Here is a 23,490-nt window from a genome sequence, read left to right as displayed (position 1 = left end):
CGCAACACGCACAGGTAAGGAGGCGGCGTGATGGCTGCTCCTGCTCTGGTGGCGCTGGCTCACGGAAGTCGTGACCCGCGGTCCGCCGCAACGATCAAGGCCCTGGTCGAGGAGGTCAAGGCGATGCGCCCCGACCTCAAGGTCGAGGCCGCGTTCCTCGAGCTGTCGAAGCCGTCCTTCCAGACGGTCGTCGACCGGCTGGTCAAGGCCGGCCACGACGAGATCGTCGTGGTGCCGCTCCTGCTGACCGAGGCCTACCACGCGAAGGTCGATGTGCCGAGCGCCGTCGCCGAGGCCACCTCGCGACACCCGGGGGTGCAGGTCCGCGCGACGTCGATCCTGGGGCTCGAGGCGCACTTCCTCGAGGTGCTCGACCTGCGGATGCGCGAGGCGCTCGCCGTCTCCCGGGTGCGCGAGCTCGACGCACTGGTGCTCGCCGCGGCCGGGTCCAGCGACCCGCTGGCCAACCAGGCCGTCGCCCGGCTGGCCCGGGTGTGGGGCGCGCGCCACAAGCTGCCCGTCACCGCCGCCTTCGCCTCGGCCTCGCCGCCGGCGACCGGGGAGGCCGTGCGCGCCTTCCGCGCCGAGGGTCGTCGTCACATCGCGGTCGCGTCGCTCTTCCTGGCTCCCGGCTTCCTGCCGGACCGGGCCGGCGAGCTGGCCGTCGAGGCCGGTGCCGTCGCCGTGTCGGCGCCGCTGGGCGCCCACCCGGAGCTCGCCCGCACGATCCTGGCCCGCTACGCCGTCGGCGCCGTCGAGCTGGTCCCCGTCTGAGGCGAGTCGGCGCCAGTGTGCGGGAGTGACGGCAAACTGGCGCCGACTCGGCACCTGGGGGCAGTCGGTCGGTACCTGAGGTGGAGGCGGTCGGGGGTCCGCGCTCCCTAGCGTCGGAGCATGACGATCCTGCTGTCCGACGAGCGTGTCCGGGCCGTGCCCGTGGCCGAGTCCGGTGAGCCGCTGGTGCTGCTGCCGCAAGCCCTGTCCCCCACCGGTGCGCTCGTGCGCGCCGGCCTCGCGGACCGGCTGGTGGCCGCCGACCACTCGCTGCCGCCGGGGCTCCGGCTGCGCGTGGTCGAGGGCCTGCGCCCGATCGACCAGCAGCGCGCGATCATCGCGGCGTACGCCGTCCAGGTGCGCGCCCACCACCCCGGGATCGACGAGGCGGAGCTGGCCCGGCTGACGAGCCGCTTCGTCTCGCCGGTCGACGTGGCGCCGCACGTCGCCGGCGCGGCCGTCGACCTGACGCTCGTCGACGTCTGCGGCGACGAGCTCGACCTCGGTACGCCGATCGACGCCACCCCGGAGGACAGCGACGGCCGGTGCTACTTCGCCGCGGCGGGCATCGGCGCCGACGCGCGGGCGCACCGCGACCTGCTCGCCGCGGTCCTCGGCGCCCACGGCCTGGTCAACTACCCGACCGAGTGGTGGCACTGGAGCTACGGCGACCGCTACTGGGCCCTGCTGACCGGAGCCGACCACGCCGTCTACGGCCCGGTGTCCGCGGCGGTGGCCGCGTGAGCGGGCTGGCGGTCGCGCCGCGGGGCAGCACCTGCAGCCGAGCGCGCCTCGACGTCGACCTCGACGCCGTCGCCCACAACACCCGTCTGCTGGCCGGACGCGCGGGCGGCGAGCTGATGGCCGTGGTCAAGGCCGACGGCTTCGGGCACGGCGCGGTCGACGTCGCGCGGACGGCACTGGCCAACGGCGCCACCCGGCTCGGTGTCACCACCCTCGACGAGGCCTGGCTGCTGCGCGACGCCGGCCTCGCCGTCCCCCTGCTCAGCTGGCTCAACCCGGCCGACGCCGACTTCGCCACGGCAGCCGTCCGTGACGTCGACGTCGCGGTCCCGAGCCTGCTGCACCTGGCGGCGGTCGCGGCGACGCCCGGGCGCAGCAGGATCCACCTCCACCTCGACACCGGCATGGCCCGCGACGGTGCCGACCCGGCGAGCTGGGCGGCCCTGTGCCGGGCGGCTCGGCGGGCCGAGCAGCAGGGCCAGGTCGAGGTCGTGGGCGTGATGGGGCACCTCGGCTGCGCCGACCAGCCGGCCGACGAGTGCAACGCGCTCGGGCGCACCCGCTTCGCGTGGGCCCTCGAGACCGCCCGGTCCGTCGGCCTGCGCCCGCGCGACCGGCACCTGGCCGCGACCGCCGCGACCCTCACCGACCCGCGCAGCCACCACACGATGAGCCGCGTGGGCGCGGGGCTGGTCGGCATCGACCCGTCCCGCTCGACGCGGCTCCAGCCCGCGATGACGCTCACCGCGCCGATCCTCCAGGTGCGGCGGGTCCGCGGCGGCACTCCCGTCGGCTATGGCCACACCCACCGGACCGCCGCCGCCACGCACCTGGGGCTGGTGCCGCTCGGGTACGCCGACGGGCTGCCGCGGCTGGCCTCAGGGCACGCCGAGGTGCAGGTCCGCGGCGTACGTCGTCCCGTCGTCGGCCGGATCTCGATGGACCAGCTGGTCGTCGACCTCGGCAGCCGCGGCGTCGACGCCGGCGAGACCGTGACCCTCTTCGGCCCGGGGGCGTACGGCGAGCCGACCGTCGCCGAGTGGGCCTCGTGGGCCGAGACGATCGAGCACGAGGTCGTCACCGGCATCGGCGCGCGGGTCGAGCGTCATCCCCGCTCGACCTCCCACCTGCGGAGCCTGTCGTGAGGACCCGCGTCGCGGTCGTCGGTGGTGGGCAGAGCTGCGAGCACGACGTCTCCCTGGCCTCCGCGGCCTCCGTGGCGGGCGCGCTCGACCCCACGTCGTACGACGTCGTGCCGCTCACCATCGACCGCGACGGCACCTGGCGCGACCGCGGCCTCCGGCCGATCGGGCTCTCCGGCGCCGCCCAGGTCCTGCGCGGGTGCGACGTGGTCTTCCCCGTCGTGCACGGCCCGCGCGGCGAGGACGGCGCGCTCGCCGCGCTCTGCGAGCTCGCCGGCCTGGCCTACGTCGGCTCGGGGCTGCGACCCGGGGCCCTCGCCATGGACAAGTGGGTCACCAAGCTCGTCGCGGCCGCGGTGGGTCTCGCCACCACGCCGGGGCACCTGGTGACCGCCGCGACCGCGGCCCACGAGCGGTGGACCCACCCGGTGGTGGTCAAGCCCGTCGCCGCCGGCTCCAGCCACGGCGTCAGCCTGGTGACCGAGCCGGCGGGCCTCGGGCCGGCGCTCGACGCCGCGCTCGCCCTCGACGACCGTGCGCTCGTCGAGGACCTCGTCACCGCCCGCGAGATCGACGTCGCGGTGCTGCGTCGCGTCGACGGGTCGCTCTTCGTCCCGCCGGCGCTGGAGATCGTGGCGGCCGGGCTCTTCGACTACGACGCCAAGTACGGCGGCCACGCCGACCTGCGGGTCCCCGCTCCGCTCGAGGACGTCGAGGCCAAGGCGCTCAAGGAGGCGGCGCTCACGGCGTACGACGCCCTCGGCTGCTCCGGCGTCGCGAGGATCGACTTCTTCCTGACCGAGCACGGACCGGTGCTCAACGAGGTCAACACCGTCCCCGGGATGACCGAGCACTCGCAGGTGCCGCGGATGTTCGCCGCCGCCGGGATGACGTACGCCGAGCTCCTCGACGAGCTCGTCCGCGGCGCGCATCGGTGACCGACGCGCAGGTCATGGTTCCATTGCGGGGTGGTGACGGCATGACCTCCTGGCGTCCGTGGGCTCCCGATGTCGCAGCCGGCGTCGTCGTGCTCCTGCTCGGCGTCCTCGAGGTGCTGCGCTTGCAGACCTCCTACTACGCGCCCGACCCGCGGCCGGCGGCCATCCTGGTCACGCTCGGGATCGCGACCTCCGTCGCGCTGGCCCGCCGGCTGCCCGCGGCCGCGCTGGCGCTGGTCTGGGTCGTCTGTGCCGTCCAGGTTGTCACCGAGACACAGCTGCTGATGATCGAGCTGGCCATCGGCGCCGTCGCCTTCGGCGCGGCGCGGTGGGGAAGCGCCACGACCGTCTGGGCGAGCGCGCTCTCGATCCCGGCCGCGGCAGCGGTCGCGGTGCTCTGGATCGACTCGAGCATCTTCTACCGCGCGATGGAGACTGCCGGCTTCCGGTCGCTGGTCGACACGACGGCGCGGTTCAGCGATCGCTGGCAGATCAGCGCTGCCGTCCTCGGCATGTCGGTCCTCGGGGTGCCGTGGCTGGCCGGCCTGGCGCTGCGGTTCTCGGCGCGCGCGAGCCAGTCCCGGGAGTCCCAGGTCACCGCCGAGGCGGAGCGCGACCAGGCCGAGGAGATCGCCCGGCTGCGCGAGAGCCAGGCCCGGCTCGCCCAGGACGTGCACGACGTCGTCGGCCACTCGCTGGCCGTGATCCTGGCCCAGGCCGAGTCGGCGCAGTACCTCGAGGACGTCGACACCCGCGCCCTGAAGCAGACGATGACCAACATCGCGACCACCGCACGCACCTCCCTCCACGACGTCCGGCAGGTGCTCAGCGCCAGCAACGGCAGCAGCACGGCGCCGCCCCGGGGCGGGGGCCTGGACAGCCTCGTCGACGGCGTTCGCGCGTCCGGGCACGAGGTCGCCTCGACCGAGGTCGGGACCCCGCAGCCGCTGCCGCCCGAGCTCGAGGTGGTGGCCTTCCGGGTGCTCCAGGAGATGCTGACCAACGCGATCAAGCACGGACGCCGGGGCCAGCCGGTGCTGGTGGAGCGGCACTGGGAGGGTGAGCTGCGCATCGAGGTGCGCAACGTGATCGACACCAGCGCGCCGGAGACGCAGCCGCTCGTCATGGCCGCGCCGATCCCCGAGCACGTCGGGCAGGGGCTGGAGGGCATGCGGCGACGGCTGGAGTCGGTCGGGGGGCGGCTCGACGTACGGCGTCGCGAGGAGGCCGGCGGTCCGACCTTCACGGCCACGGCGTGGGTCCCGGTGCGCTCGCGATGACGATCCAGGTCCTGCTGGTCGACGACCAGGAGCTCTTCCGCGAGGGGGTGCGCGTCATCGTGGACGCCCAGGAGGGGATGGAGGTCGTGGGCGCCGCCGCCGACGGCCTTGCCGCGGTCCGGCTGGTCGACGAGCTCTCCCCCGACGTCGTGCTGATGGACATCCGGATGCCGGAGATGGACGGCGTCGAGGCGACCCGGCAGATCTTCGTGCCCGATCGCGCGGCGCGGCGCGAGAAGCCGGTGCGCGTCATCGTGCTGACGACCTTCAACCTCGACGACCGGGCGGCGACCGCGATCCGGTACGGCGCCAGCGGCTTCCTGCTCAAGGGCACGACCCCGATCATGCTGCGCGACGCCATCCGCACGGTGCACGCCGGCAACGCGGTGCTCGCGCCGACCGACCTGTCGACGCTGCTGGAGGGTCAGTTCCGCACCCAGGCGCCGACCCCGCCGGCGTACCTCGCGCTGACGGAGAAGGAGCGCGAGGTGTTCGGAGCGGTCGCCAAGGGTCGCTCCAACACCGAGATCGCGGGCCAGATCTTCGCGAGCGAGTCGACGGTCAAGACCCACGTCGGCGCGATCCTGCGCAAGCTCGACCTGCGCGACCGCGTGCAGATCGTGGTCTTCGCCCACGAGCACGGGCTCGTGGGCTAGCGTGGCGCCATGACTTCTCAGCAGCACTAGGTCGTCTCCCGGCCGGCGTCTCCAGGCGCCCGCCCTCGAGACCCGTTCCTCGCCGCGCTCTGCGTCGCGGTGTGACCTAGATCCGGAGAACCCTCATGCTCGGCGTCACCCACGCCGGGAGCATCCGCCTGGTCCTGTCCGGCCCCGCCGTGCCGCGCACGTTCGCGCTCGCGCTCGTCGGCCGGCTTGCCTACGGACTGCTCCCGCTCTGCCTGCTCTTCACCATCCGCGACGCGAGCGGCTCGTTCGCGGTCGCCGCCTCCGCCGCGGCCGCGCTGGCCCTGGCCTCCCTGTCGATGCCGCTCCAGTCCCGTCTCGTGGACCGGCACGGCCAGCGCCGCGTGCTGCCGGTCTACGCCGCGGCGTACGTCGCCACGCTGGTCGCCGTCGCGCTCCTCGCCACCGGGTCCCACCCGGACTGGCTGTGGCTCCTCCTGGGCGTCGCGCTCGGCGTCAGCGGTCCCGCCCTCGGCCCCGCCATGCGGGCGCAGTGGCGCGAGATCGCCGAGGAGGGACCGGCCCGACGGGTGGCCTACTCCCTCGACTCGATCGCCGAGGAGTCGCTTCACCTGGTCGGCCCGGTCGCTGCCAGCGTGGTCCTGGCGACCGGCCCGGCGCGGACCGGGCTGCTCGTTGCCGCAGTCCTCATCACCCTCGGCACCACGGCGCTCGTGACCTCGCCGTACGTCCCTGCCGCCGGGGGTCACACCCGCCCGGCCGGGCTGGCGCCGGGCGGCGGGCCCGCGGGCGTCCTGCGGCGGGCGACGTTCCGGCGGCTGCTGGTCGTGATGCTCATGTTCGGCACCGCGTCCGCGGCCTGCTTCACGGGCGTCGCCGCGCTGGCCGACCGGGCGGGTCGCCCCAGCGTGCTCGGACTGATCGAGGCGGCGGCGGCCGTCGGCGCCATCGCCGCCGGGGTGGCCTGGACGCGGCTGCGTGGCGAGCCGTCGTGGGTGCCGACCCTGGGCGCGCTGCTCCTGGTCACCGCGACCGCGCACGTCGGAGTCCTGCTCGCCGCGCCCCACCTGGTGCTGGTCGGGGCCTGCCTCGTGCTGTCCGGCGCAGCGGCGGCCCCGATCTACGTGGTCTCTTACACCGCCGCGGACGAGCTGGTGCCGCCCGAGCAGCGGACCGAGGCGTCGACGTGGGTGACCACGGCGATCAACGCCGGCAGCGCCGCGGGCACGGCCGGCGCGGGGCTCCTCCTCACCGCCGGTGGCGACGCGCCGTTCGTGCTGGCCGCGGCGGTGTCGGCCACGGCGGCGACCGCGCTGCTCGTCGCCCGTCGTCGCTGCTAGCCGACGAGGCGCTCCAGGAGGTGCTCCAGCTGGCGCGCCGGGTCGGCCGTCATGCCGCCGTGCACCGGGCCGGGCTGGAGCACCGTGCTGCGCGGCGCCTTGAGGAAGCCGAAGCGCTGGCTGACCGGTGCGGCCGCCGCCGCTCCCCCGCGCTGGTCACCGGCGCAGACGCCGTCGATGAAGGTCAACGCGTCCCGGACCTGGTCGACGTCGATGCCGGGGTCGAGCGCGCGGAGCCGCCCGGCCTCCACGTGCCAGGCCATGGCCAGGAAGTCGGTGGCGTGGCAGTAGAGCACCACGCCGACGTTGACGAACTCCTCGCGGTCGACGCGCGGCACGCACCGGAGCACGACGTACTGGTAGGAGAGACCGCTCATGGCGCCGCGACCTCCGGCAGCCACTGCCGGGTGCCCAGCCGGGCGGTGAGGAACGCGACGTAGGCGGCCCGTACGGCGTCCGGCGTGTCCGCGCCGGGCACGGGCTCGAGCCAGACGTCCGGCACCTCGTCGAGGACCTCGGCGAAGACGTCCTTGGAGAGCAGGGCGCTGATCTCCCGGTCGGCTCGGGGCAGCTCGACCGTGTGGGACAGCAGCACGTGGTCGTCGGGCTTCCAGGGCTGGTCGGCGAACCTGGCGGCAGCACCGTCCCTCTCCAGGGACCCGCCCGGCCACCCGTGGTGGAAGTACAGGGAGGCACCGTGGTCGATCACCCACAGCCGCCCGTGCCAGACCAGCAGATTGGGGTTGCGCCAGGACCGGTCCACGTTGGCGGTGAACGCGTCGAGCCAGAGGATCTTGGCTGCCACACCGTCGTCGGACTGCCCGACCTCGCTCAAGCCGTCGTACCCGAACGAGCCGCCCAGGAAGTCGGCGCCCAGGTTGAGCCCGGCGCTCGCGTTGAGGAGGTCCTGGACCTCCTCGTCCGCCTCGTAGCGGGCGATCTCCGGATCGAGGTCGAGCGCGACCAGGCGAGGAGTGCGCAGCCCGATCCGTCGGGCGAGCTCGCCGACGACCACCTCGGCGACCAGCACCCGCGGTCCCTGCCCGGCGCCGCGGAACTTGCAGACGTAGGTCCCGAGGTCCGCCCCCTCGACGATCCCGGGCAGGCTGCCGCCCTCCCGCAGGGGGGTGACGTAGCGGGTCACGGCGACGGTCTCGATCACGGGCCAACCCTAGGGGTATGGACCTGTTCGCCTGTCCGGTTTGAGGACTACCACCGTCGGGTAGTCAGAGCCTGGCATCCGGTGGAGATGCCACTTCCGGGAGGACACCTTTTATGAACGTACGCCGAATCATCGGCTCTCTCGTTGCAACGACCCTCGCTGCAACGTCACTCACGCTGGTCGCCACGACCAGTCCGGCGGCCGCGGCCACCAAGGTCACGATCATCAGCGGCACGAGCAGCAAGCCGTGGCTCTACCCCAGCTACAAGTCGCAGCCCGGAGCGCCCACGTACGGGGACAGCCTCTCCGTCTCGATCAACGTCACCGCGCCCGGCACCCAGACGGTCTACGCGGGCACCGTGTCGGTCCAGCGTCGACTCGCCGGCCAGTCCTGGAAGACCATCCTCCGGTCGCAGGACGCCTACCTCTACAAGACCATCAAGGCTGCGGGCAACGCCAGCTACCGGGTGATCTACAGCGGCGGTTCCAACTACCAGGGGACCTTCGCCCCGGCCGTGTCCTCGATCAAGAGCCTGAAGACGCAGCGCAAGCTCACGACCACGACGCTCTCCGGCAGGCACGCCGGCTTCAAGGGCAAGGTGTCGCCCGCCAAGAAGGTCAAGATCGTCGTCTTCAAGAAGAAGCACGGGAAGTACAAGAAGTACAAGTCGTTGCGGGCCAACCGCAAGGGCAAGTTCACCGTGATCCTGCCGGCCCCGCGGAGCGGCCGGTACAACTGGAAGATCGTCTTCAAGGGCGACGCGAAGTTCGCCCCCAGCACCATCAAGGGCTGGACGCGTCGGACCTGAGTTCGTCACACCCAGAACGGGTCAGGTGCTCGCGTCCAGCGCGAGCAGCCTGGCCCGTTCTGCGTCCACGTCGAAGTCGGCCGGGGGCCAGCCGAGGTCCATGCCGCGCAGGGCGTCGAGGAGCAGCCTCCCCACCGCGAGGTTGCGGTACCACTTGTGGTCGCTGGGCACCACGTGCCACGGCGCGTGCTCGGTGTGCGTGCGCTCCAGCGCGATCCGGTACGCCGCGCGGTAGTCGTCCCACCGGGCACGGACGTCGACGTCGCCCGGCTCGTACTTCCAGTACTTCTCGGGGTTGTCCAGCCGGGCCAGCAGCCGCTCCCGCTGGGTGCTGCTGCTGATGTGCAGCAGGCACTTGAGGACGACCGTGCCGTCCTCGACCAGCTCCCGCTCGAACTCGTTGATCGCGTCGTAGCGGCGCTCGATCTCCTCGGGGCTCGCCAGCCCGTTGACCCGGGCGATCAGGACGTCCTCGTAGTGGGACCGGTCGAAGACGCCGAGGTAGCCGGGTGCCGGTGTCACGTTGCGGATGCGCCACAGGAAGTCGTGGGCGAGCTCGTCCTCGGTCGGTGCCTTGAACGACGAGATGCGGACGCCCTGCGGGTCGACCAGCCCCACCGTGTGCTTGAGCACGCCGCCCTTGCCCGAGGTGTCCATGCCCTGCAGCACCAGCAGCACCCGTCGTCGGGAGCCGGTGGCGCGGCCTTCGGCGAACAGCCGCTCCTGGAGGTCGGCGAGGTCGGGTCCGAGCGCGGACAGCGCCGCCCTGCCCTTCTTCTTCCCCCCGTCGAAGCCCGGCGTCGCATCGGTGGGGAGCGCGTCGAGGTCGACGGGGCCGGACGGGAGGCGGAGCAGGTGGGTGGTCACCTGGTGATCATCCCAGGACGCGGGCCACATCGAGGGAGCAGCCGACGACCGTGTCGACGCTGCCGTCCTCCTGCACCTCGTCGAACCACAGGCCGGAGGTGAAGCCGGCCTTGGCCAGCATCCGCAGCGACGCGACGTTGCGGTGGTCGGGCGCCGCGAAGTACGTCGTCGCCTCGGGGAACCGGTGCCGGGTCCGGACCATCCACGTCCACAGCACGCGTGCGCCCAGACCGCGGCCGCTCCACTCCTCGGCCAGGGCGTAGTCGACCCCGATCGCCTCCGGGTCGGGAGCCAGCAGCGCGTAGTCGGGGTAGTCGGCGATCCGGTAGTCCTGCAGGAAGCCCACCGAGCGTCCGTTGACCTCCGCGACCCACATCCGGGTGGGGCTCATCCCGTCGATGCGCGGGCCGTAGCGGGCGCCGAGCCCATCGGCCGTCGGCTCGCCCTCGGCGGCCCACCACCGGCGTACGTGCTCGGACCGGCGCCAGCGCAGCACGTCGGCCAGGTCACCCCGCGTCATCGCCCGCACGGTGAGGCGCTCGTCGTGGTCGACGTCGAACTCCTTGACCTCGCCGGAGAGGTCGCGCGGCACCGGCTCGGCGTGCACGCTGGCGCAGGTGCGACGAGCAGCGACCGCCCACGCCTCCCCGGGGCGGACGACGCCGGACAGGTCGCGACCTCGGTCGTGGACGACCACCCGGACCGCCTCGTCGCTCACGACCCCGGCTTCGCCCGCTGCACCAGCGGCGGCGCCGCCGACCACGGGAAGTCGATCCACGCCTCGGTGTGCCGCCAGACGTACTCCGGGCGGATCACCGTCCACGGCTTCTCGTAGATCACCGCGCTGCGTGCTTCCGCCACCTGGTCGGCCACGAAGCTCTGCACGACCTCGAGCGTCTTGCCGGTGTCGGCCACGTCGTCGGCGATCAGGATCCGCAGCCCCGCCAGGTCGACCGCGGCCGGCGTCGGCGGCAGCATGATCGGCACGTCGAGGCGCTGCTCGACGCCGGTGTAGAACTCGACGTTGACCGCCGACAGGTTCTTCACGTCCAGCGCGTAGCCCAGGCCCATGCCCAGCCCGAGACCACCGCGCGCGATCGACAGGATCAGGTCGGGCTCGTAGCCGGAGTCGACCACCTGCTGCGCCAGGTCGAGCACCGCGGTGCCGAACAGCTCGTACGTCAGGATCTCGCGCTCAGTCGCCACCAGAGCATTGTGGCCGGTCGGAGCCCTCGATTTCGAGACGGTCGCCGGGCAACCTCCTCAGTCCCCGGGAATCTCGGCGCGACCTGCGGCGGCGAGCTCGTCGTTGACGACCGCGAACGCGAGCCCGGCGCCGTAGCCCTTGCGGGCGAGCATCCCGACCAGGCGACGCGTGGCCTTGACGTCGTCGACGCGCGCCACCGACGACAGCTTGGCGCGCACCAGCGACCGCGCCGCGGCCTCCTCGTCGGCCGGGTCGATCTCGTCGAGCGCCTCCCGGGCGACCTCGCGGTCGATGCCCTTGCGGTGCAGCTCCTGCGCGAGCGCCCGCTTGGCGAGCCGACGCCCCGACCCGGAGCCAGCGGATCCGCGGGACGCGATCCAGGCCCGCGCGAACGCATCGTCGTCGATCAGGCCGACCTCCTCGAACCGGTCGAGGAGCTGGGTCGCCACGTCGTCCGGCACGAGCTTGGCCGCGAGCTTGTCGGCCAGCTCCTGGCGGCTGCGGGCCTGACCGGTCAACTGGTCGAGCAGGATCTTGCGGGCCACCGCCTCGGGGTCGGCGTCGGGGACCTGGGCCGCCCGGTCCGGTGGTGGTGGGCTCGATCGTCGCCTCGCTCGCGCTCGAGGCTCCGGCGCCGGCTCCGCCGTGGTGGGCTCCGCCGTGGGTGTGTCCGGCGCGCTGGAGCGCCGGGTCCAGGCGTCCACCCCGTCCGAGACGTCACCGAGCCAGTCGGGCGGTGGCCGGTCTTCGTGCAGAGTCATGATCACGCCTCCGGTGACGGTGGGGTGGTCTCGCGGCCGGGGCTCGTCGGTCGTCGCACCTCGACCACCGACCGCGGTGGTCGAGGTGGCGACGACCGGAGCCTGGCCACCGGCGGGCCCTAGAAGGAGTCCACGCCGATCGGCTCGTCGGAGAGCGGAGCCTCCTGGTCGACCTGCGGGCCGACGCCGAGCTTCTCGAGGATCTTCTTCTCCAGCTCGTTGGCCAGGTCCGGGTTGTCCTTGAGGAACTTGCGGGAGTTCTCCTTGCCCTGGCCGAGCTGGTCGCCCTCGTAGGTGTACCAAGCACCGGCCTTGCGGACCAGGCCGGCCTCGACGCCGACGTCGATCAGGCCACCCTCGCGGCTGATGCCCTTGCCGTACATGATGTCGAACTCCGCCTGCTTGAACGGCGGGGCCACCTTGTTCTTCACGACCTTGACGCGGGTGCGGTTGCCGACCATGTCGGTGCCGTCCTTGAGCGTCTCGATGCGGCGCACGTCGAGGCGGACCGAGGAGTAGAACTTCAGCGCCCGGCCACCGGTGGTGGTCTCGGGCGAGCCGAACATGACGCCGATCTTCTCGCGCAGTTGGTTGATGAAGATCGCGGTGGTGCCGGAGTTGCTGAGCGCACCGGTCATCTTGCGCAGCGCCTGGCTCATCAGCCGGGCCTGCAGGCCGACGTGGCTGTCACCCATCTCGCCCTCGATCTCGGCGCGCGGCACCAGCGCGGCCACCGAGTCGATGACGATCAGGTCGAGGGCGCCGGAGCGGACCAGCATGTCGGCGATCTCGAGCGCCTGCTCACCGGAGTCGGGCTGCGAGACCAGCAGGGCGTCGGTGTCGACGCCCAGGGCCGCGGCGTAGTCGGGGTCGAGCGCGTGCTCGGCGTCGATGAAGGCCACGATGCCGCCGGCCGCCTGGGCGTTGGCCACGGCGTGCAGGGCGACCGTCGTCTTGCCCGAGGACTCCGGGCCGTAGATCTCGACCACCCGACCGCGAGGCAGGCCACCGAGGCCCAGCGCGACGTCGAGGGCGATCGACCCGGTCGGGATGATCTCCATCGGGGCGCGGGTCTCGTCGCCGAGGCGCATCACGGAGCCCTTGCCGAACTGACGCTCGATGTTGGCGAGTGCGGCGTCCAACGCCTTGTCGCGGTCTCCACCAGCCATGGTGTGTGTCCTTTTCTCTCGTCGGGTGAGGCACGTCGACGACGCTAGAGCGAGCCACCGACAGCGCCTGGTCAGCGCCGTCACGACCTGTGGACTACCTCGTCCGCGTCATGCCTGTGGACACAACCTAGCCCGAACACCTGTTCGATCACCGCAGCGACGTACGGCGTGTCGCTCCTCGCCCGCTCCGCGCCGCGTCAGACCGGCAGGCGCACCAGGAAGCGGCAGCCCGCCGGGGTCGGGTCACCGACGTTCTCGACCCGGACGTTGCCGTGGTGCGCCTCGACGATGCCCTTGACGATGGCCAGCCCGAGGCCGGCTCCGCGCGCCTCACCCAGGTCCGGGCCGAGGGCCGGCGGCGGCGTACGCGCCGACTCTCCGCGCCAGGCCAGGTCGAAGACCCGGCCCATGTCCTCCTCCGAGAGCCCTCCGCACTCGTCGCTCACGCTGAGCTCGACCCCGTCGCGCAGCGCGCGCCCCCGGATCTCGACGACGCCGTCGGCCGGGGTGTGCCGGATCGCGTTCATGATCAGGTTGGTCATCACGCGCGACATCCCGGCGGCGTCGGCGGTCAGCACGATCCCGTCCTCGACGCTCCCGCCGAGCCGCACGCTGCGCGCACGAGCCACCGGGTCGGCACCTGCGATCGCCTCGCTGACCAGGTCGCGCAGCATCACCGGCTCCGGCGTGATCCGGAGCACGCCGGCGTGGATCCGGGAGAGCTCGAAGAGGTCGTCGACCATCCGCACCATCCGGTCGACCTCCGCGCGGATCTGCCGGTGGTAGCGCTCGGGGTCCACGGCCATGCCGTCCTCGAGCGCCTCGGTCATCGCGCGCATGCCGGCCAACGGGGTGCGCAGGTCGTGCGACACCCAGGAGACGAGCTCGCGCCGCGACTCCTCCAGCCGCGACTCGCGCAGCCGGGACTCCTCGAGCCGCTCGCTGGTGCGCGCCAACTCCTCCGACAGGGCCTGGAGCTCGCTCGGACCGCGGCGCCCGGCGACGTACGTGCCGTGGGCGTCCAGCAACCGGGCGTCCTGGCGCAGCGCCTCGGACCAGCGGGAGATCGCGACGCCGACGGCGATCGCGACCACCAGCGACACCGCACCGGCGGCACCCGCGACCAGCGCGACCACGCCCCAGTCGTGCGGCGAGATGAACATCATCCGGGCGGCCGCCACGACGCCGGCCAGCACGGAGCCGATCGCCACCACGACGACCAGGCTCAGCTGCCACCGGATCGAGCGGCGCCGCAGCAGCCAGGCGGCGCCGAGCCCGAGCACCCCGACACCGACCGCGCACACCGCGGCCACCAGCACGATCTGCACCTGGTCGCTCGTCACGTCGCCGTCTCCCACCGGTAGCCCACGCCCCACACCGTCTGCAGCCGCTCCGGACGGGTCGGGTCGCGCTCGACCTTCTCCCGGAGTCGACGGACGTGCACGGTCACGGTCGAGTGGTCGCCGATCGACCAGCCCCACACCTCCCGCAGGAGCTCCTCGCGGGAGTACGCCGTGCCCGGGTGCGCGAGCAGGAAGCGCAGCAGGTCGAACTCGCGGCCGGTGAGGGCCAGGGCCTCGCCGTCCCGGGTCGCCACGTGGGCGCCCTCGTCGACGACCAGGTCACCGTCGACGAGCCGCTGGGGCGTCGGAGCGGCGCCGGTCCGCCGGAGCACCGAGTCGACGCGGAGCACCAGCTCACGGGGGCTGAAGGGCTTGCTGACGTAGTCGTCCGCGCCGGTCTCGAGACCCACCACCCGGTCGGTCTCCTCCCCCAGCGCCGTCAGCATGATCACGGGGACGTCGCTGGTCGTCCGCAGGCGCCGGCACACCTCGAGCCCGTCGATGCCGGGCAGCATCAGGTCGAGCACCACGAGGTCGGCGGGCGCCTCGCGCATCGTGCTCAGCGCGGTCTCGCCGTCGGCCGCCTCGACCACGTCGTACTCGTGGGCGCGCAGGTAGGAGACGACCACCTCACGCACGGTGTGGTCGTCGTCGACCACCAGGACGCGGGCCACGGGTACCTCCTGCCCGCGAGCGTAGGACCGACGCGACCACGACCGCCACCAGGGTGATCGCGGCGAGCACCAGCCAGCCGGCGACGTAGTTGCGGTCGAGCAGCGTGTCGTTGTCCGGCCGGGCGCCGAACCTCCCGAGCACGGGTACGGCGAGCAGCGTCGTCGCCCCCAGGACGACGAGGCCAACGACGGCCGGTGCCCGAGCCGCACGCGGCAGCAGGGGCAGCACGAAGGCCGCGACCAGCAACGTCGCGAACGCGAGCACGCCGTCGTGCAGGATCACGCCGGCGGCGAGCCAGACCGCCGCGTTGCCCAGCTGGTCGAGGTCCTGACGGCTGAGCAGCAGCCAGGCCCCGAACCCGCCGACGACGACACCGAGTGCGGCGACGACTACTTGCAGCCACCTCATGCCGACACCTCCAACCGGGTGACCCACTTGGTCTGGAGGACGCCGGGCCGGTTGGGGGCGATCAGCCGGGCGGGGTAGCCGTGGTCCAGGGCGAGCGGCTCGCCCTCGAGCTCGAGCGCGAGGAGGGTGCGGTCGTCGTCGGCGAAGCCGTCCTGCAGCACGGTGCGCTTGTAGGGTCCCGCCTGCTGCAGCGAGACCACGTGCACCTCGCTGCCCCTCGGCGCGTCGACGAGGTCGAGCAGGGTCCGCACCCGGACCCCGGTCCAGGTGCCGCTCGCGCTCCAGCCCTCTACGCAGGCGATGGGCAGCCGCTCGCTGGTCTGCTCCATCGCGCGCAGCTCGTCGCGGGTCATCGAGACCTCGCGGTCGCCGTACGCCACGGTGAGTCGGTAGCCGGAGCTGGTCGCTGCGGGAGCGACCTTCGCCGCGGCTGCCGACTTGTTGATCGGGATGCCGGCCGGGCCGTCACCGGAGCGGACGCCGAGCACCGAGACCCTGCGCAGGATCGGCACGGTGCTGCCGGCGGTGGCCAGGACGGCCACCCCGGCGGCCACCCACGTCGTGCGCAGGAGCCCGCGTCGCGACAGCGCGCCCGGCTCCGTCGCGGTCGGCCGGTCGTACGTCGTGTCCTCGACATCGGAGGTCAGCGCGCCGCGGATGATCGGCAGCTTGACCGCGATGTGCACGAGCAGCGCGCCGATCGTGATCCAGGCGATCGCGTAATGGGTGGTGCGGAAGGAGAAGCTCCACGGGTACCACTGCGCTGAGTTGGCCAGGCCCGACGCCAGCTGGAAGATCGCACCGGCGACCAGGACCGCGATCGAGCCGCGCTCGAGGACCTCCAGCACGAGCTTGCGCGCGTCGCGCGAGGGTCGCGCGAAGAGCTTGGGGTAGACGGTCCAGAGCTTGACGAGCAGCAGCGGCACCGACGCCGTACCGGTGATGACGTGCAGCCCCTGGGTCACCCGGTAGCCCCAGGACGGGCTGGTCGGGAACGGGATCGGCTGGGACACGTTCTGGGCGTAGTGGCTGATCAGGCCGGTGACGAAGCAGATGGTGAAGCAGATCCCCAGCCAGGTGCCGACCCGGGCGGTGACGGCCGCACTGCGCAGCTGCGATCGGAAGGCGGTGTCCTCCGGGACCTTCACGCCGCTTCCTCGAGGACGGCGAACCACCGCTCCCCGGATCGGAGGCGCTCCACGACGGCCAGACCGGCCTCGTGCGCGATGCGGTCGACGTCCTCGATCCCGACGACGGACCAGCGGATGACGTGGCGCTCGTCGTCGCACTCCAGCGTCGCCCAGTCGACCGTGTGCGGGGTGCCGGGCGGCGCGACCTCGGCCACCACCCGTCCGCGGGGGTCCAGCACCTCGCGGAGCCGGCGGAGCAGCGCGACCGGGTCGCCCCCGATGCCGACGTTGCCGTCGGCGAGCAGGGCGGTCTCCCAGCGACCCTCGCCCGGGAGGGTCTCGAAGACGTCGCGTCGCAGCGCGGCACCGCCACGCTCGCGGGTCCGGCCCACCGCACCGCTGACGACGTCGATCCCGAGCACGACCAGGCCCTGACCGGCGAGGGCCACGGTGAGCCGGCCCGGACCACAGCCCACGTCGAGCGTCGGCCCCGTACATCGCGACAGCATCGTCTCGTCGTCCTCGTCGGCCGGCCGGTCCCACTGATCGAGCAGCAGCCGGTGCAGCGGCAGGTCGATGCTCATGACCGCACCCCCCGCCAGGCCCGGGCGAACTCGCCGTCACGCGCCTCGGCGGCGACCGCGGTGGCGTCGGCGACCGTGTCGACGTCCCGCAGCGTCGGCGCGGTCACGACGTCGAGACCCTCGCCCACCAGGGCGCGCCGGGTGTCGTCGTACGTCGTCGGCGTGGACATCGGCACGTCGTGCAGGGACCGTGCGCCCGTGGGTCGCCGCAGGGCGAGCACCCACCAGCCGCCGTCCTCGGCGGGCCCGAGCACGGCGTCGTGCTCGTCGACCGCGGCGGCGACCTCGACGAGCAGCTCCGGGGTGAGCTGCGGGGTGTCCATGCCCACCTGGACGACCGGCCCCCCGTACGGGACGTCCAGGTGGGCATTGGCGAGGCGCTCGGCGAAGGTGACACCGCGCTGCGGGGCGATCGACCACCCCTCGGCGGCGCGAGCGAGCTCGTCGCCGCGGACGGCGTCGGCGAAGTCGCCGGCCAGCGAGAGCAGGCAGCCGTCCGGGCCGAAGGCCGCCGTGCAGGCAGCCATCGTGTCCAGGAGCGCCGCCGCCGCCACGTCGGCGGCCGCGGCCATGCCGATCTCGGCTCCGAGCCGGGTCTTCACCTGACCGGCGACCGGAGCCTTGGCCACCACCAGCACCCGGGCGCTCATGCCAGCACCCGCCAGAAGTCGCGCGCGGCCCGCACCGTGCCGCGGACCGAGCCGGACACCTTGGAGCGCGTGCCGACCGCGCGCGGGCGGTAGGTCACGTCGCGCTCCGCGAGGCGCCAATCGGCGAGCGTCGCCTTCTGCAGCAGTTCCACGGGATAGCCGAACCTCCGGTCGCGTACGTCGAGTGCGAGTAGTTCGTCGCGACGGCTGATCCGGATGGGAGCGATGTCGTGGGTGGTCATCCCGATCCGCCGCCGGAGCCACCACACGATGAGGCCGTTGCCGAGGCGCGCGTGCCACGGCCACACCCCACGCGACACCGGCCGGCGACGGCCGACGGCGAGGTCGGCGCGCCCGGAGCGCACGTCCTCGAGCATCGGGAGCAGCTCGGCGGGGTCGAAGGAGTCGTCGCCGTCCATGAACGCGACGTACTCGCGCGTCGCCGCGACCAGCCCCGCGTGCACCGCCGAGCCGTACCCGGGCGTGGACTCGGAGATCACGGTGGCGCCGAGCCCGCGGGCGACCTCCGCCGTACCGTCGCTCGAGCCGTTGTCCACGACGATGACGGCGAACTCCGCGGGGACCGCCGGGAGCAGCGTCCGGAGCGCGGCGGCCTCGTCCCGGCACGGGAGGATCAGGTCGCACACAGGGTCCATGTTGTGAAGGTTGACACCCCGAAGCCCTGACAAACGCGCTGAGAACTTACGAACCAGTGACGGCCTACTGTCTGACCATGCCGACGACCCGAGCTCGCGCGCCGTGGATCGGCCTGCTCGTCTCGCTGGCGCTGGTCGCCGCGGCCTTCGCCGTGCCGCCGGTCCTCGACTGGCAGGTCTGGCCGCGGGCGCCCCGGAGCCTGGCGGCCGGCGAGCTCGCCCCGATGCACGGCTACTGGCAGCCGAAGCTCCTCGGTCCCGGCACCCTGCCGGCGATCGCGCTGGCGGTGCTGGGGTGGCGCTACGCCGTCGACCTCGCCGAACGGCTGTCGTGGCGGCGGCTCCTGCTCACGTCGTACGTCGTGGGCCTGGCCTGGCTGCTCGCGCTGGCGTTCGTCGACGGGACGTCGGGGATCTCGCGGGTGCTGGGCGACGACTACGAGTACCTGCGCTCGGCGCGCGCCGTCACCGACGTGCACGCGCTGCTCCAGACGTACGTCGAGCGGATCCCCTACTCCGCGCCGGACAACTGGCCGACCCATCCCGCCGGCCACCCGCCGGGGGCGCTGCTCTTCTTCGTCGGGCTGGTGCGGCTCGGGCTGGGTGGCGACTTCGCGGCCGGGCTCGTGGTGACCGTGATCGCCGCGACCACCGCGCTCGCCGTGATGACCACGCTGCGCGCGCTCGGCTCCGAGACGATGGCCCGGCGGGCGGCGCCGTTCCTGGTGCTGACCCCGGCCGCGGTCTTCATGGCCGTGTCGGCGGACGCGCTCTTCGCGGCCGTGGCCGCGTGGGGCTTGGCCTGCCTGGCGCTCGGCGCCCGCTCCGCCGCCCGTGGCCGACTGGTGGCGTGGTCGGTGCTGGCCGGGCTGCTGCTCGGCTGCGGCGTGATGATGTCGTACGGCCTGCCGCTCGTCGGTCTGCTGGCCGTGGCCGTGCTGGTGCTCGCACGCTCGTGGCTGCCCCTGCCGGTGGCCGCGCTGTCGGCGCTGGCGGTGGTTCTGGCCTTCGCCGTCGGCGGCTTCACGTGGTGGTCGGCGTACCCGGTGCTCAACGACCGCTACTGGGACGGGATCGCTGCGGACCGCCCCGCGTCGTACTGGATGTGGGGCAACCTGGCCGCGCTCCTCGTCTGCGCCGGCCCGCTGCTCGGCGCCGGTCTCGCGCAGGCGGTGGCGCTGCGGCGGCGCGCCGACCGGGTGGTGCTGCTGCTCGTCGGCGCCGCCGCGGGCGCGATCGTGCTCGCCGACCTGTCCCGGATGAGCAAGGCCGAGGTGGAGCGGATCTGGCTGCCGTTCGTGCCGTGGCTGATGATCTCCACCGCGCTGCTGCCCGAGCGCTGGCGGCGGGCGGGGGTGGCGGCACAGGTCGTGAGTGCGCTGCTCGTGCAGCAGCTGCTGTACACCAGCTGGTGAGGGGGTGGCGGTGGGCAGTCCACCGAACCTTGCGCTCCGAACGGTGGACCACTCACCGCCGGCCGGCGGCTGGGGTGGTTGGCGGTGGGGAATCCACCTAATCCGGCTCGAGAAACGTGGAGCATGCACCGCCGCCCGACCGCCCGCACCTTGGCGGTGGGCAATCCACCGAATCCGGCTCGAGAAACGTGGAGCACCCACCGCCGCCCGACCGCCCGCACGCTGGCGGTGGCCAATCCACCGAATCCGACTCAAGAAACGTGGAAGACCCACCGCCGCCCGCCGGCCCGCACGCTGGCGGTGGCCAATCCACCGAATCCGGCTTGAGAACGGTGGAAGACCCACCGCCGCCCGACCGGCCCACAGGCCGGCGGTGGCCAATCCACCGAAACCAGGCCCGGCAACGGTGGAGGACCCACCGCTACCCCACCGACTCTCAGGCCCGCAACGGAGCGGTGGCGAACTCCCGCAGCCCGTCGGCGGGCCGGATCGAGGCCCGGAAGCCGAGCTCAGCGGCCGCTCGCTCCGGCGAGGCGACGATGTGCCGCACGTCGCCGACGCGGTAGCCGCCGGTGACCTCCGGCGCGATGCCGGCCGCCGTGCCCGCGCCGACCATCTCGGCGACGGCGAGGATCGGCACCGGCTCGCCGGAGGCGACGTTGTAGGCGTCGTACCGTCCGGCGTCGGACGCGACGACCGACTCGAGCGCCGCGACGTTGGCCCGGGCGACGTCGGCGACGTGCACGAAGTCGCGCATCTGGCCGCCGTCCTCGTAGACCTGCGGCGCCTCGCCACGCTCCAGCGAGGAGCGGAACATCGCCGCCACCCCGGAGTACGGCGTGTCGCGCGGCATCCCCGGGCCGTAGACGTTGTGGTACCTCAGCGCGACCGCCGCCGCATCCGCCTGCCGGACCCACGCGGAGGTGTAGTGCTCCTGGGCGAGCTTGCTGGCGGCGTACGACGAGCGCGGGTCGAGGTGGGCGTCCTCGTCGACGAGCGCCCAGCCGAGGACCGCACCGCAGACCGGGCAGTGGTTCTCGAAGTCGCCGGCGTCGAGGGCGGCCCGTGCCCGCGGCGGCGGCGACTGGTCGCCGTGCTCGGCGCAGGTGTAGCGGCCCTCGCCGTAGACGACCATCGAGGAGGCGAGCACCAGTCGGCGTACGTCGGCCTCGTGCATCGCGGCGAGCAGCACCGCGGTCCCGAGGTCGTTGTGGCCGGCGTACTCGGGCAGGTCGGCCACCTTCACCCCGGCCCCGACGACCGCGGCCTGGTGGCACACCGCGTCGACCCCGTCGAGCAGGTGGGCCCACTGGTCGGCACGGCGTACGTCGAGCTGGTGGGTGCCGGCGGGCGGTGAGGAGGAGCCGTGCGCCATCGGCAGCATCAGGTCGACGCGGACGACCTCGTGCCCGTCGCCCTCCAGGGCCGCGCCGATCGCGGTGCCGATGAAGCCGGCCGAGCCGGTGAGGAGGACCCTCATGGGATGTCGTAGGTCAGGTCGATGCCGTCGGCCCAGGTCGAGCACGAGCAGCCGTCGGGGTCGGGGATCGTCGCGATGGTCCGGGACAGGATCCCGGTCAGCCGCTCGAGATTGGCCTTGAAGAGCGCGAACACCTCGTCCTGGCCGACCCCCTCCCCGCTCTCCGCACCGGCGTCCATGTCGGTGACCAGCGCGATCGCGGAGTAGCACTGCCGCATCTCGCGGGCCAGCGCCGCCTCCGGGTGGCCGGTCATGTTGATCAGCGTCCAGCCCTCGCCGGCATAGCTGCGCGACTCGGCACGCGTCGAGAACCGCGGACCCTCGACGATCACCATCGCTCCCCCGGACTTGATGCCCGGCTCGGAGGCGGCGACGGCCGCGGAGAGCCGGTCGCAGTAGGGGTCGCCGAAGGGCAGGTGCACCGCCCCGGTCTCGACGTACGACGGGATCCGCCGGTAGGTCCGGTCGACGAGCTGGTCGGGGACGACGATGTCGCCGGGCGCGACCTCGGGGCGCAGGCCGCCGACGGCGCACGGTGCGAGCACCTGGCGCACACCGAGGGAGCGCAGCGCCCACAGGTTGGCGCGGTAGGGGATCGCGTGCGGCGGGTGCTCGTGGTGGGCGCCGTGCCGCGGCAGGAACGCGACCTGCCGTCCGGCGACCGTCCCGACGGCGATCGGCGCCGAGGGAGCGCCGTACGGCGTCTCGACCGTGCGCTCCTCGTAGTCCTCGAGGAACGAGTAGAACCCCGTCCCGCCGATCACGGCGATGTCGGCGACGCTCATCCGCCGACTCGTCCCGCTCCGGACGCGCACGAGGCGCGAGGCGGACTGCTGGGAGGGACTCGCACGGTTCGCTGGCTCATGGGCTCACCCTGCCAGTCACGGCCAACCGGGTGGTGGCGCGGGCGCCGAACCCGGCGATCGCGACCAGCGCGACCAGACCGACCGCACAGACCGCGAGCTCCGGGTAGCCCCAGGCGTCGACGACCAGCCCGGCCAGCCCTCCGGCGGCGGCGGCGGTCAGACCCATGACCAGGTCGGTGGCGCCCTGGACGTCGGTGCGCGCGTCGAGCGGCGCGTGCTGCGCGATCAGCGTGGAGGCCGACACCGTCGCGAACGACCAGCCCAGGCCGAGCAGGAAGAGACCGACGAAGATCTGCCACGAGCTGCCCTCGGGCGAGCGCGCACAGAGGACCATCGCCGCGAGCAGCAGCACGGCACCGCTCACCAGCGTGGCCGGGCGTCCGTAGCGGTCGGCCAGGATGCCGACCACCGGCGCGAACGCGAACATCCCGAGCACGTGCAGGCTGATCACCAGCCCGATCACCTCGAGCTCGGCGTGCCCGTGCTCCATGTGCAGCGGGGTCATGATCATGATCCCGACCATCGCGGCGTGGGCGCACGCCATGCCCAGCGTCGCGAAGAACAGCACCGGGCGCTCGCGGCCTGCGGCGATGGCGCGAGCCCAGGCGGTGCCGGTCGGCGGCGTCTCCTCGACGCCGGCGACCTCGCGGGCGAGCAGCAGCGGATCGGGTCGCAGCTGCACCCCGACGACGACCGCGGCCACCACCATGCCGATGGCGCCGAGCGCGAAGGGCCCGGTCAGCTCAGGGATCCCGAGCACGTCGGCGAGGGCACCGGCCGGACCGGTGAGGTTGGGCCCGACGACCGCGCCGATGGTGGTGGCCCACACGACCGTGGACAGGGCCCTGCCCTTGTGGGCGTCCTCGGCAAGGTCGGTCGCGGCGTACCGCGCACTGTTGTTGGCGGCGCTGGTCGACCCGAGCAGCAGCGCACCGACGAGCAGCAGCGCCATCGAGCCGACCACCCCGGCGAGGACCGCGAGCACCGCTCCGGCCGCGCCGAGCAGGTAGCCGGTGACCAGCCCGATGCGACGGCCGCGGTGCGACATCAGCCGGGCGAGCAGGTACGCCGCGAACGCCGTCCCCAGCACCTGGGCGGTCTGCGCGAAGCCGGCCTGGCTCTCGGACCCGGACAGGTCGCGGGCCAGGAGGGAGGCGGTGGCGATCCCGATCGTGATGCCGACGGCGCCGACGGCCTGCACGACCACCAGGGTCCGGACCGTGTGGCGCTGGACCGTGGCGAGGTCGTCGTTCATTTCTGGCTGAGCGGCAGGTCGAGCGTGCGCCAGACCGCTTCCCAGACCTCCTTGGGCGGGACCCCGGCGTCGATCGCCTCGGCCGCGGTGCGACCGCCCAGCTCACGCATCACGAACATGCTCGCCCACGAGCGCGCGTACGACGCCCCCAGCGCCTGCTCCATCCGCGCCCAGAACTCGGTGTGCCGCAC

Annotated in this window: 27 protein-coding genes; 9 read left to right on the top strand and 18 right to left on the bottom strand. The window is 73.2% G+C overall.

All coding sequences use genetic code 11. From position 1 onward, the window contains the following. The first annotated feature begins 30 nt into the window (after nucleotides 1-30). The 7 genes from N542_RS0118580 to N542_RS25590 all read left to right on the top strand — a co-directional run bounded on the left by N542_RS0118580 (nucleotide 31) and on the right by N542_RS25590 (nucleotide 6,862). Nucleotides 31-774 carry a sirohydrochlorin chelatase gene (locus N542_RS0118580; protein WP_028645215.1) on the top strand — a complete coding sequence of 248 codons (744 nt, stop codon included), beginning with the start codon at nucleotides 31-33 and terminating at the stop codon, nucleotides 772-774. 120 nt (nucleotides 775-894) lie between these two features. Next, entirely contained in the window at nucleotides 895-1,518 is a 624-nt protein-coding gene (locus tag N542_RS0118575) for a M15 family metallopeptidase (protein ID WP_028645214.1), read from the top strand. Then, nucleotides 1,515-2,663 carry an alanine racemase gene (gene alr / locus N542_RS0118570; protein ID WP_231482759.1) on the top strand — a complete coding sequence of 383 codons (1,149 nt, stop codon included), beginning with the start codon at nucleotides 1,515-1,517 and terminating at the stop codon, nucleotides 2,661-2,663. Before N542_RS0118575 ends, alr begins: the two co-directional genes overlap by 4 nt. Beyond that, the gene (locus N542_RS0118565; RefSeq protein ID WP_028645212.1) at nucleotides 2,660-3,598 is read left to right on the top strand and encodes a D-alanine--D-alanine ligase family protein; all 939 of its coding nucleotides are present in this window, start codon (nucleotides 2,660-2,662) and stop codon (nucleotides 3,596-3,598) included. Before alr ends, N542_RS0118565 begins: the two co-directional genes overlap by 4 nt. Nucleotides 3,599-3,639: 41 nt before the next feature. Then, the gene (locus tag N542_RS0118560) at nucleotides 3,640-4,878 is read left to right on the top strand and encodes a sensor histidine kinase (protein WP_028645211.1); all 1,239 of its coding nucleotides are present in this window, start codon (nucleotides 3,640-3,642) and stop codon (nucleotides 4,876-4,878) included. Further along, complete coding sequence (locus N542_RS0118555; protein ID WP_028645210.1) at nucleotides 4,875-5,534, top strand: response regulator; 660 nt, start codon at nucleotides 4,875-4,877, stop codon at nucleotides 5,532-5,534. Before N542_RS0118560 ends, N542_RS0118555 begins: the two co-directional genes overlap by 4 nt. 125 nt (nucleotides 5,535-5,659) lie before the next feature. Then, nucleotides 5,660-6,862, top strand: a complete 1,203-nt coding sequence (locus tag N542_RS25590) for an MFS transporter (protein WP_051552031.1) — start codon at nucleotides 5,660-5,662, stop codon at nucleotides 6,860-6,862. Here the strand turns inward: N542_RS25590 and N542_RS0118545 are convergent. Both N542_RS0118545 and N542_RS0118540 read right to left on the bottom strand, forming a co-directional pair. Next, complete coding sequence (locus N542_RS0118545) at nucleotides 6,859-7,239, bottom strand: DUF3037 domain-containing protein (RefSeq protein WP_028645209.1); 381 nt, start codon at nucleotides 7,237-7,239, stop codon at nucleotides 6,859-6,861. The two genes, N542_RS25590 and N542_RS0118545, sit on opposite strands and share 4 nt — an antisense overlap. Beyond that, nucleotides 7,236-8,024 (bottom strand): HipA family kinase, encoded by a 789-nt coding sequence (locus N542_RS0118540; protein ID WP_028645208.1) that lies wholly within the window; start codon nucleotides 8,022-8,024, stop codon nucleotides 7,236-7,238. The genes N542_RS0118545 and N542_RS0118540 overlap by 4 nt, the downstream gene beginning before the upstream one ends. A gap of 113 nt (nucleotides 8,025-8,137) precedes the next feature. Here N542_RS0118540 and N542_RS0118535 point away from each other — a divergent pair, with 113 nt between their 5' ends. Beyond that, a complete protein-coding gene (locus N542_RS0118535) occupies nucleotides 8,138-8,833 on the top strand; it encodes a hypothetical protein (protein WP_028645207.1) in 696 nt (231 codons plus the stop codon). Between the two features lie 21 nt (nucleotides 8,834-8,854). Here the strand turns inward: N542_RS0118535 and N542_RS0118530 are convergent, their stop codons facing one another. The 12 genes from N542_RS0118530 to N542_RS0118470 all read right to left on the bottom strand — a co-directional run bounded on the left by N542_RS0118530 (nucleotide 8,855) and on the right by N542_RS0118470 (nucleotide 18,283). Further along, a complete protein-coding gene (locus N542_RS0118530) occupies nucleotides 8,855-9,730 on the bottom strand; it encodes a PPK2 family polyphosphate kinase (RefSeq protein ID WP_081795330.1) in 876 nt (291 codons plus the stop codon). Next, nucleotides 9,708-10,418, bottom strand: a complete 711-nt coding sequence (locus tag N542_RS0118525; RefSeq protein ID WP_028645205.1) for a GNAT family N-acetyltransferase — start codon at nucleotides 10,416-10,418, stop codon at nucleotides 9,708-9,710. Before N542_RS0118525 ends, N542_RS0118530 begins: the two co-directional genes overlap by 23 nt. Further along, the gene (locus tag N542_RS0118520; RefSeq protein ID WP_028645204.1) at nucleotides 10,415-10,906 is read right to left on the bottom strand and encodes a phosphoribosyltransferase; all 492 of its coding nucleotides are present in this window, start codon (nucleotides 10,904-10,906) and stop codon (nucleotides 10,415-10,417) included. Before N542_RS0118520 ends, N542_RS0118525 begins: the two co-directional genes overlap by 4 nt. A 57-nt stretch (nucleotides 10,907-10,963) precedes the next feature. Then, a complete protein-coding gene (locus tag N542_RS0118515; RefSeq protein WP_036508896.1) occupies nucleotides 10,964-11,668 on the bottom strand; it encodes a regulatory protein RecX in 705 nt (234 codons plus the stop codon). 119 nt (nucleotides 11,669-11,787) lie between these two features. Beyond that, complete coding sequence (recA, locus tag N542_RS0118505; protein ID WP_028645202.1) at nucleotides 11,788-12,837, bottom strand: recombinase RecA; 1,050 nt, start codon at nucleotides 12,835-12,837, stop codon at nucleotides 11,788-11,790. 197 nt (nucleotides 12,838-13,034) lie between these two features. Next, entirely contained in the window at nucleotides 13,035-14,180 is a 1,146-nt protein-coding gene (locus tag N542_RS0118500) for a sensor histidine kinase (protein ID WP_036508893.1), read from the bottom strand. Beyond that, the gene (locus N542_RS0118495) at nucleotides 14,177-14,854 is read right to left on the bottom strand and encodes a response regulator transcription factor (protein ID WP_028645200.1); all 678 of its coding nucleotides are present in this window, start codon (nucleotides 14,852-14,854) and stop codon (nucleotides 14,177-14,179) included. The genes N542_RS0118500 and N542_RS0118495 overlap by 4 nt, the downstream gene beginning before the upstream one ends. After that, entirely contained in the window at nucleotides 14,811-15,263 is a 453-nt protein-coding gene (locus tag N542_RS25585) for a hypothetical protein (protein WP_051552030.1), read from the bottom strand. Before N542_RS25585 ends, N542_RS0118495 begins: the two co-directional genes overlap by 44 nt. Next, complete coding sequence (locus tag N542_RS0118485; RefSeq protein WP_028645199.1) at nucleotides 15,260-16,411, bottom strand: molybdopterin-dependent oxidoreductase; 1,152 nt, start codon at nucleotides 16,409-16,411, stop codon at nucleotides 15,260-15,262. Before N542_RS0118485 ends, N542_RS25585 begins: the two co-directional genes overlap by 4 nt. Next, entirely contained in the window at nucleotides 16,408-16,977 is a 570-nt protein-coding gene (locus tag N542_RS25580) for a class I SAM-dependent methyltransferase (RefSeq protein WP_051552029.1), read from the bottom strand. Before N542_RS25580 ends, N542_RS0118485 begins: the two co-directional genes overlap by 4 nt. Then, the gene (locus N542_RS0118475) at nucleotides 16,974-17,627 is read right to left on the bottom strand and encodes a TIGR04282 family arsenosugar biosynthesis glycosyltransferase (protein WP_028645198.1); all 654 of its coding nucleotides are present in this window, start codon (nucleotides 17,625-17,627) and stop codon (nucleotides 16,974-16,976) included. The genes N542_RS25580 and N542_RS0118475 overlap by 4 nt, the downstream gene beginning before the upstream one ends. After that, nucleotides 17,624-18,283 carry a glycosyltransferase family 2 protein gene (locus N542_RS0118470; protein ID WP_028645197.1) on the bottom strand — a complete coding sequence of 220 codons (660 nt, stop codon included), beginning with the start codon at nucleotides 18,281-18,283 and terminating at the stop codon, nucleotides 17,624-17,626. The genes N542_RS0118475 and N542_RS0118470 overlap by 4 nt, the downstream gene beginning before the upstream one ends. A 77-nt stretch (nucleotides 18,284-18,360) precedes the next feature. Between N542_RS0118470 and N542_RS0118465 the strand changes: the two genes are divergently transcribed. Continuing rightward, complete coding sequence (locus N542_RS0118465; protein WP_028645196.1) at nucleotides 18,361-19,698, top strand: membrane protein; 1,338 nt, start codon at nucleotides 18,361-18,363, stop codon at nucleotides 19,696-19,698. 436 nt (nucleotides 19,699-20,134) lie between these two features. On the opposite strand, the gene N542_RS0118460 is transcribed toward N542_RS0118465, so the two are convergent. The 4 genes from N542_RS0118460 to N542_RS0118445 all read right to left on the bottom strand — a co-directional run bounded on the left by N542_RS0118460 (nucleotide 20,135) and on the right by N542_RS0118445 (nucleotide 23,490). Continuing rightward, entirely contained in the window at nucleotides 20,135-21,178 is a 1,044-nt protein-coding gene (locus N542_RS0118460; RefSeq protein ID WP_028645195.1) for an NAD-dependent epimerase/dehydratase family protein, read from the bottom strand. Then, the gene (locus N542_RS0118455; RefSeq protein ID WP_028645194.1) at nucleotides 21,175-21,963 is read right to left on the bottom strand and encodes an S-methyl-5'-thioadenosine phosphorylase; all 789 of its coding nucleotides are present in this window, start codon (nucleotides 21,961-21,963) and stop codon (nucleotides 21,175-21,177) included. The genes N542_RS0118460 and N542_RS0118455 overlap by 4 nt, the downstream gene beginning before the upstream one ends. Nucleotides 21,964-22,039: 76 nt before the next feature. Continuing rightward, complete coding sequence (locus tag N542_RS25575; RefSeq protein ID WP_036508716.1) at nucleotides 22,040-23,299, bottom strand: MFS transporter; 1,260 nt, start codon at nucleotides 23,297-23,299, stop codon at nucleotides 22,040-22,042. Continuing rightward, nucleotides 23,296-23,490 (bottom strand): DUF3046 domain-containing protein, encoded by a 195-nt coding sequence (locus tag N542_RS0118445; RefSeq protein ID WP_028645193.1) that lies wholly within the window; start codon nucleotides 23,488-23,490, stop codon nucleotides 23,296-23,298. The genes N542_RS25575 and N542_RS0118445 overlap by 4 nt, the downstream gene beginning before the upstream one ends.

This window comes from Nocardioides sp. URHA0020, from assembly GCF_000620705.1.
GTDB lineage: Bacteria > Actinomycetota > Actinomycetes > Propionibacteriales > Nocardioidaceae > Nocardioides.
This window is presented reverse-complemented; position numbering and strand designations above follow the sequence as displayed.

Excerpts from the sequence above, each read along its gene's own strand:
- N542_RS0118530 (WP_081795330.1), bottom strand. The coding sequence starts at position 9,730 with ATGTGGCCCGCGTCCTGGGATGATCACCAGGTGACCACCCACCTGCTC.
- N542_RS25585 (WP_051552030.1), bottom strand. The coding sequence starts at position 15,263 with ATGAGGTGGCTGCAAGTAGTCGTCGCCGCACTCGGTGTCGTCGTCGGC.
- N542_RS25590 (WP_051552031.1), top strand. The coding sequence starts at position 5,660 with ATGCTCGGCGTCACCCACGCCGGGAGCATCCGCCTGGTCCTGTCCGGC.
- N542_RS0118555 (WP_028645210.1), top strand. The coding sequence starts at position 4,875 with ATGACGATCCAGGTCCTGCTGGTCGACGACCAGGAGCTCTTCCGCGAG.
- N542_RS25580 (WP_051552029.1), bottom strand. The coding sequence starts at position 16,977 with ATGAGCATCGACCTGCCGCTGCACCGGCTGCTGCTCGATCAGTGGGAC.
- recA (WP_028645202.1), bottom strand. The coding sequence starts at position 12,837 with ATGGCTGGTGGAGACCGCGACAAGGCGTTGGACGCCGCACTCGCCAAC.
- N542_RS0118475 (WP_028645198.1), bottom strand. The coding sequence starts at position 17,627 with ATGAGCGCCCGGGTGCTGGTGGTGGCCAAGGCTCCGGTCGCCGGTCAG.
- N542_RS0118560 (WP_028645211.1), top strand. The coding sequence starts at position 3,640 with ATGACCTCCTGGCGTCCGTGGGCTCCCGATGTCGCAGCCGGCGTCGTC.
- N542_RS0118535 (WP_028645207.1), top strand. The coding sequence starts at position 8,138 with ATGAACGTACGCCGAATCATCGGCTCTCTCGTTGCAACGACCCTCGCT.
- N542_RS0118545 (WP_028645209.1), bottom strand. The coding sequence starts at position 7,239 with ATGAGCGGTCTCTCCTACCAGTACGTCGTGCTCCGGTGCGTGCCGCGC.
- N542_RS0118515 (WP_036508896.1), bottom strand. The coding sequence starts at position 11,668 with ATGACTCTGCACGAAGACCGGCCACCGCCCGACTGGCTCGGTGACGTC.
- N542_RS0118455 (WP_028645194.1), bottom strand. The coding sequence starts at position 21,963 with ATGAGCGTCGCCGACATCGCCGTGATCGGCGGGACGGGGTTCTACTCG.
- N542_RS0118460 (WP_028645195.1), bottom strand. The coding sequence starts at position 21,178 with ATGAGGGTCCTCCTCACCGGCTCGGCCGGCTTCATCGGCACCGCGATC.
- N542_RS0118470 (WP_028645197.1), bottom strand. The coding sequence starts at position 18,283 with ATGGACCCTGTGTGCGACCTGATCCTCCCGTGCCGGGACGAGGCCGCC.
- N542_RS0118465 (WP_028645196.1), top strand. The coding sequence starts at position 18,361 with ATGCCGACGACCCGAGCTCGCGCGCCGTGGATCGGCCTGCTCGTCTCG.
- N542_RS25575 (WP_036508716.1), bottom strand. The coding sequence starts at position 23,299 with ATGAACGACGACCTCGCCACGGTCCAGCGCCACACGGTCCGGACCCTG.
- N542_RS0118575 (WP_028645214.1), top strand. The coding sequence starts at position 895 with ATGACGATCCTGCTGTCCGACGAGCGTGTCCGGGCCGTGCCCGTGGCC.
- N542_RS0118580 (WP_028645215.1), top strand. The coding sequence starts at position 31 with ATGGCTGCTCCTGCTCTGGTGGCGCTGGCTCACGGAAGTCGTGACCCG.